Raw genomic sequence first — 6,674 nt, 5'->3', positions numbered from 1 at the left:
TCGAGCAGGCGTGCGAACTCCTCCGTTGCTCTATTTCGAAGATCAGCAGGATGGAGAACGGTCGCGTACCCGTCCGGACGCGCGACGTCCACGATCTCCTGCAGCTCTACGGCGTAACGGACGACGCTCAGCGCGAGGCGTTCCTCGCCCTTGCCCGCGAGTCCCGTAAACGTGGCTGGTGGCATACCTACCACGACGTGGTTCCGCCCTGGTTCCAGATCTACATCGGACTCGAAGGGGACGCCTCCTCGATAAGCGTGTATGAGGCGCAGCTCGTCCATGGCCTGCTGCAGACGGCCGAGTACGCCCGGCACGTCATCCGCGCCGACAACCCGGAGATCGCCGAGGAGGATGTGGAACGCCGGGTCGCGCTCCGGCTCGACCGGCAGAATCGCCTCACACACGAGAGCCCACCTCGGCTGTGGGTCGTCCTCGACGAGGCGGTGTTGCACCGCCCGGTTGGCGGCACGGCCGTGATGCACGTCCAACTCGAACATCTCATCAAGCGAGCGGAACTGCCCAATATCACCATTCAGGTCGTACCCTTCGCCGCGGGTGCCCACGCGGGAATGGGCAGTACATTCGCGATCCTCGGCTTTCCGGACCCGACAGACCACGACGTGGTCTATATCGAGGAGGCGACCGGAAGCCTCTATCTTGAACGAGCGGCGGAAATTCGGCACTACCGGCTGAAGACCGACTACCTGTTGGCCGCCGCGCTCCGCCCCGACCAGTCCCTTGAGATGATAGCCAGAGTGACGGAGGAAATGAAATGACTGAAAACACCAGGTTGGCCAGCCTCACGATCGATGCCGAGACCGCCGATTGGCGCAAGAGCAGTTACAGCAATGGTGCCGGCGGTATGTGTGTAGAGGTTGCAGTGGCTGACGAGGGCGTCTTCGTCCGCGATTCGAAGAACCCGTCCGGGCCGGTTCTGGCCTTCACCGGCGGCGAGTGGGAGGCCTTCCTCGCGGGCGCCAGGGACGGCGAGTTCGACCGGGCCTGACCGACCGGGATGTTTGATCACAACGACTGTTTGATCACCGCAACGTTACCGATCACAACACGCCGCACGCCGTCATACTCTCTGAGGTCTGAGAGTACCACGCTGGTTACCGAGTCACGATGAGTGCCGGTCACTATAGGTGACGGTCGGGGTCGGACGGGCACCTACCGTCCGACCCCGACCGTCGCAGCAGCACCGTCGCACAGCAGCACCGTCGCACAGCAGCACCGTCTCGCAACCACCGTGCCACGCGACATGACCGACGCGGCCACTGCGCGAGCACGTACGACGACACCGCGAAAAAGCCCTTGCGATCGGGCCGACGACAGCGCACTCTGTAGAAGTCAGGTCGGGTCACAGTTCTTTCCCTGTTCCCTTCCTGGTCAACATTGTCTTCTTGGTCAAAATTGTCTTCTTGGTCAAGATTGTCCTCCTGGTCAACATCGTCTTCCTGGTCAAAGTTGCCTTCTTGATCAATGTTGACCTCGTGGTCAATGTTGGGTGAAGATTCCGATCATCTTGTCGGGTGCTGGTGCCCGCCGTCGCCGTAGGGAGCGAAGCCGCTATGTACGCCATCGCCTGGGCAGAGGCCCGAAGGTCGGGGCGTGCCGGGCTCCCCCTGCATCCGAGCCTCAGATCCAGCCGGGCCCGTCGATCGCGCGCCGGCGGAACATAGGCGATCGATCGCTTCGCGGGCAGGGATTACCAACCCCACCGACCCGGGAGCCCCCTGATCCATCTCACGCCTGACGCACGCCAGGCTGGCTTTTCGTCGTCCTGTTTCCGCACAACGGGAGGTGATCAGCGTGGCCACTGCCACGACCAACCTGCTCAACACCCCGCTTGAGGACCCGCGCGCCGAGCGGGTGCGCCGCAACTCTCTCGCGGCGTACGTCGACGGAAAGATCAGTTTTGCCCAGGCGAACTCCCGGGTCCGCAAGGCGATGGAACGGTTCGGGCCATGACCGCCCGCCAACCTGGCCCAGGATGCCCTCCGGCGGCCCGCAACCCTTCAACTGCGAGGCTCAGACCAGGTGTAGGTACCGCTCGCTGATACCGACGGATATGCGCTGCCCCCAGGCCAGCGTCAACGTGTCCGTCTCGATGCCGTCGCCGAAGACGACCATCCGCTCGGACTCGGCCAGGAGCTCAAGCCGTGCTGAACCGTTGATCATCCCTTCGGTACGGCTCGTGCCGGTAGCGGGTGACGGCCACGCCTCCCGGACAAACCACACCAACACCCGTGCCTCCGGGTTCGGCAGACCGATGCCACTGGCGCGTTCCTGCCACACCGATCGGCACCAGCCGGTGGAACCGGTCCCGGTCCCGACGAGCAGACCCGACGATGCCTGTCGCTCGGTGCTCTGACCGTCAGGGCCGGGCGCCCGCAGCACATAGCGCGCAGTCTGGTGCCCGCTGTCCCCGACGTAGAGCTCGTTGAGGGCCACCAGTCGCTGACCGTCGTCGAGCACAGCTTCCGCCATGGTCAACCGCCTGATCACGTCATCTGCGGCGGTGCCGTCGCGGCCTCGGCGCGCCGCACCGGAGCTGTCCGCCTCGATCTGGCGCAGCAGCCCGCCGATGTCCCGCGGCCGGTGTCGGACCAGGACGCCGGGGTTACGACCCGGTTCAGGGTTGACGCCCACCACCGGCTGGGTCTCGACGTATTTCGCCACGTTGGCGACCAGGCCATCCTGGCCGACGCAGACGATGATGTCGTCCGCGGCAAACATGAATCGGTCGAGGTCGCGACGTTCGACCTCCCCCCGCCGCCAGTCCGGCGGGATGGCTGCCGCGACCGCCCGACGAGCATCCCGATGGGCCGCGTGGCGTGCCTCGACCTCGACCAGGTCGCGGTCCCTGTTGGCAAGGAAGAACGCGGCCTGGCCCCGGGTGCCGTGGCGGTCGAGCAGTTCGGCGTATTCGGTACGGCGGTAGACGACCACCACCCGGGGCGCGAGGGTCATCGCCAGTTCCCATCGTCCACCGACGCCGGTGCCGCCGGTGCCGCCGGCCCGCCTGAGCCAGCCGGGAGCGGTTGTGCGACAACTGGCACGGCCGATCCGGCGAGTCTGGCGACGAGGGCGGTGAGCAGGTCCGGAGTTATCGTCAACGTGTTTATGCCGGGCAGGTTCCCCGCAAGGTCCCGAACGGCCAGGGCAATCACAGCCGACCGGTCGAGGTCCCGCAGAGCGGCGACGCGCGCGGTGTCCGCCTCACCCTGGGCCGCGCCGACCAACCGGGTGGCATCGGCCGTGGCAGCCGCGCTGACCCGGGTCCGCTCGGCCTCGCCATCAGCGGCAATGCGTTCCGCCGCTGCTTTCTGGGTGACCCGCAGGTTGTCGTTGGCACCCCGCTGGGTGATGAGCTGCTCCTCTCGACGGGCCAGCTCGATCTTGTTCTGCATCTCGTTCTCGGCAATCCGGCGTTCCTGCTCGACAGCTACCACTCGACGGCCGTAGGTCGCACGATCAGCATCGGTCTGGACCTGTTCTCGGGTGGGCGTCCGCAACGCCTTCTCCATGTCCGCCTCCGGTCGTACGGCAACGACTCGGACGCCCACGACCGCGATTCCGGTTTCGGTGAGTCTCGGATCGCCGACGAGACCGTCGAGAATGCGCGCTCGCACGGCCGGGACCCCGCTGACCAGCGCATCCGTCATGACCGTACGAGCGAGCAGCTCGAAGGCGTGTTGCTGGGCGGTCTCGGTGATCAGGCCAGCGAGCTGCTCGAGCGGAGCGGCTCGCCAGGTGCCGGATTCAGGATCGATTCCGAAGTCCAGACGGCTCGCCGCGACGGCCGGGTCGGCGATCCGGAAGGTCACCGTCGCCTGCACCGCGATGTCCTGGAAGTCACGGGTGGGCGCGTGGAACAGCAGCGGTAACTCCCGGTCGTCCAGCGGGATCTCGCTGATCACGGCCGTCCGCGGGCGGTACCAAAAAGTCTGGCCGATCCCCTCGTGGACTACCCGTCCGCGGCGCAGGTACTGGATGTGCGCGGTAGGTGTGCCACGCAGGTGACGGAGAAACAGCACCTTCGATATGTCAGCCACCGTCGCGCCTCCTCGCTTGCTTGTTATCGTCTGTTCGACGATAACTGGTTGGGCGAGTTTTCGTCAACCTGACGAGATAGGCTGAATGAATGGCTACTGAAAGTACCCAGGACTACTACTCCCTGTTTGCGGTGACGGTCGACCTGAGCATCTTGACGGTCCGCCAGGACGTCCTGTGCGCGCTCGTGGTGGAGCGTGGCATCGAGCCCTACCGCGGACAGTGGGCGCTACCCGGAGGCTTCGTTCGTCCCGATGAGGATCTGGCGGTCGCCGCCCGCCGGGAGCTCAACGAGGAAACCGGTCTTGCGAACCTACCCGGGCACCTTGAGCAGCTGGCCACCTACGGTGCACCTGGCCGTGACCCGCGGACACGCGTGATCACTGTTGCCTATCTCGCCATGGCCCCCGACCTGCCGGTGCCGGTGGCGGGAACAGACGCGGCGGCTTCCCGGTGGGCACCAGTGGACGAACTGCTCGCCAGCGACGACTCACTCGCCTTCGACCACGGGCGCATCCTGGCTGACGGGGTGGAGCGGGCCCGCGCAAAGATCGAATATACGCCGCTGGCAACGGCGTTCTGCCCGCCCGAATTCACCGTGGCGGATCTTCGCCAGATCTACGAAACGGTATGGGGCGTCCGGCTCGACCCACGCAATTTCCACCGCAAGGTAACAGGCACCCCGGGCTTCCTGCTCCCGACAGGACAGACGACCAGGCGCGACAGCGGCCGACCGGCCGAGCTCTTCCGGTGTGGCCCGGCTGGCGTTCTGCACCCAGCCATGCTCCGCCCGACACCGGGTTCAACCCGAAACGACAATTAAGAGCGACCGGCAATAGGGACGCGGCGGCGCGGGGCCGGGCGCTCTAAAGGCGGGCTAGCTAGGGTGGCCGGCAGCCCGGGTGATCGGGGGGGTGAACCCGAACGGCCGGCCGCCTCTCACTCTGCGGTCTGGGCAGTGAAAACACGGAACGGAATCGCCGTGGACCGGCCGGTGGTGTGACTGCGGTGACGAACTCGCCCGTCCGGCACCCATCGACCCGGGCTGGGCTGGTACGTCACCGCTCGACGCCGGACCCTGGCGGGAACAACGGCTACCGGACGGACTCACGGCCGTACAGGGCTGGCCGCGACGGTTCCATGGCTTCCGGTAGAAGCCCGAGCGCGACGGCTGTCATGTGATGGAAATCGATTAGCGACGCCATCGGCTCCTGCCGCATCAGGGCCTGCGTAATATAGGCTGAGAGCCCCTGGACTCCAACACGGCTCACCAGATGCTCCACCAGATCAATGGGAAGCGTCACCGGCACTACCTGGTAGGGGCCACCCACTCCGTCCGAATACACGTTGTGCCACCCCCGCATGTCGCTTGCGGCCGTTGCCTCACGTCTCAGCGCCTCACGTCTCAGCGCCTGACTACGGTCCATCCCAATTACAGATGGTTACCAAAACATACCCACGAGAACAACCATACTCGGATAATCCGTACATACAATAGTCGACGACAACAGATTTTCCCCCTGGTCGGGCAACCAACGTGCCACGCCAGCAAATATCGACAATAAAAACACAACGGCACCCACCGGTGTGATGTCGCCCAGCTGTATCGCCCCCAGCGGCGTCGCCCAGCTGTGTCGTCGAGTTGTGTCGTCGAGTTGTGTCGCCCAGCTGGGTCGTATACCGGCCTGCCAGCCAATCAGCCCAGGTCGGGTTCTCAGACCGTCGCCGACTCCCGCGCGACGCTCGCGGCCCGGTCCCGTCCAAGACCGAAGATCCCGATCGCGACCAGCCCCAACGAGACGACAAACGCCACCATCTGCGGCCCCTGCGGCGCCGACTCGTCGAAGAGGGTCAGGCCGATCATCACCGGCAGAAAGGCCGAGACCCCGCTGGTCACCGGAAACGCGATCACAGCGGCCCGACCCTGCAGGCCCCGCTGTTCCAGGCCCAGGGCAAGGACGGAAAAGGCGATCAGTACATAGGGGGTCGGCGTCCACAGCAGCCCGGTCAACTCATGGTCGTCCAGGTACAGACCGACCTGACGGGTCGCCAGCGTTGCGATCGCATAGCAGACCCCGGCCGATAATCCGAACAGCAACGCCGCCTGCGCGATCCGCCCCGCGTGCCCCGCCCGGTTGGCCAGCCACGCCCCGACCGCTGTGAACCCCAGTCCGAAAGCCAGGAACAAACCCAGATCCTGATCGCTCGCCGGGGTGCCGACCTGTGCCCCACGGCTGAAGGCAACGGCCAGCAGACCGATTCCCGCGACCATGCATGCCATGCCGCGCCAGCCGACCCGACTGATCCGCTCTCCCAGGAACCGCTGGGCCAGCAGCGAGAACACCACCATGTCGCCCGCCATGAGCGGAGCGACAAGGGCGACCGGTGCCACCGAAAGCGCCAGTACCTCCAGCAGGAACGACCCCGCTTCGACGGCGAGTCCGAGCAACCACAGCGGTCGCAATACGAGACGTAGCAGCAGGCCAAGCCCCAGCCCGCCACCGGGTGGGGCCTGGCGCGCCGCAACGGCCTGGATGAGCGGGGCCGTCCCGTACAGCGCTGCCGACACAACGGCAACCGGGACGCCGATGACAAGCGCGTCGCTCACACGTCTTCCA

Annotated in this window: 7 protein-coding genes; 4 read left to right on the top strand and 3 right to left on the bottom strand. The window is 65.9% G+C overall.

Features of this window, described 5'->3' with window-relative positions; all coding sequences use genetic code 11:
- The 3 genes from U9980_RS02200 to U9980_RS02190 form a co-directional block, all read left to right on the top strand.
- The coding region (locus tag U9980_RS02200; RefSeq protein WP_322766460.1) for a helix-turn-helix transcriptional regulator at positions 1–776 on the top strand (776 nt) is incomplete at its 5' end.
- Positions 773–1,006: a DUF397 domain-containing protein gene (locus tag U9980_RS02195; protein WP_322766459.1), complete on the top strand. Its 234-nt coding sequence runs from the start codon at positions 773–775 to the stop codon at positions 1,004–1,006. The genes U9980_RS02200 and U9980_RS02195, both read left to right, overlap by 4 nt.
- 806 nt (positions 1,007–1,812) lie before the next feature.
- A complete protein-coding gene (locus tag U9980_RS02190; protein ID WP_322748845.1) occupies positions 1,813–1,971 on the top strand; it encodes a hypothetical protein in 159 nt (52 codons plus the stop codon).
- Between the two features lie 60 nt (positions 1,972–2,031).
- Here the strand turns inward: U9980_RS02190 and U9980_RS02185 are convergent, their stop codons facing one another.
- Both U9980_RS02185 and U9980_RS02180 read right to left on the bottom strand, forming a co-directional pair.
- Entirely contained in the window at positions 2,032–2,973 is a 942-nt protein-coding gene (locus tag U9980_RS02185) for a hypothetical protein (protein ID WP_322766458.1), read from the bottom strand.
- Positions 2,970–4,058, bottom strand: coding sequence for an SPFH domain-containing protein (locus U9980_RS02180; protein ID WP_322766457.1), 1,089 nt, complete (start codon positions 4,056–4,058; stop codon positions 2,970–2,972). The genes U9980_RS02185 and U9980_RS02180 overlap by 4 nt, the downstream gene beginning before the upstream one ends.
- Positions 4,059–4,147: 89 nt before the next feature.
- On the opposite strand from U9980_RS02180, the gene U9980_RS02175 reads away from it, so the two are divergent.
- Positions 4,148–4,879, top strand: a complete 732-nt coding sequence (locus U9980_RS02175; protein ID WP_322766456.1) for an NUDIX hydrolase — start codon at positions 4,148–4,150, stop codon at positions 4,877–4,879.
- Positions 4,880–5,770: 891 nt separating this feature from the next.
- Here U9980_RS02175 and U9980_RS02170 read toward each other — a convergent pair.
- A partial coding sequence (locus U9980_RS02170; RefSeq protein ID WP_322766455.1) for a hypothetical protein occupies positions 5,771–6,674 on the bottom strand: 904 nt, incomplete at its 5' end.

Origin of the sequence: Protofrankia sp. Cr1 (assembly GCF_963555865.1) — a bacterium.
Taxonomy (GTDB): Bacteria; Actinomycetota; Actinomycetes; order Frankiales; family Frankiaceae; genus Protofrankia.
This window is presented reverse-complemented; position numbering and strand designations above follow the sequence as displayed.

Excerpts from the sequence above, each read along its gene's own strand:
- U9980_RS02185 (WP_322766458.1), bottom strand. The coding sequence starts at position 2,973 with ATGACCCTCGCGCCCCGGGTGGTGGTCGTCTACCGCCGTACCGAATAC.
- U9980_RS02195 (WP_322766459.1), top strand. The coding sequence starts at position 773 with ATGACTGAAAACACCAGGTTGGCCAGCCTCACGATCGATGCCGAGACC.
- U9980_RS02175 (WP_322766456.1), top strand. The coding sequence starts at position 4,148 with ATGGCTACTGAAAGTACCCAGGACTACTACTCCCTGTTTGCGGTGACG.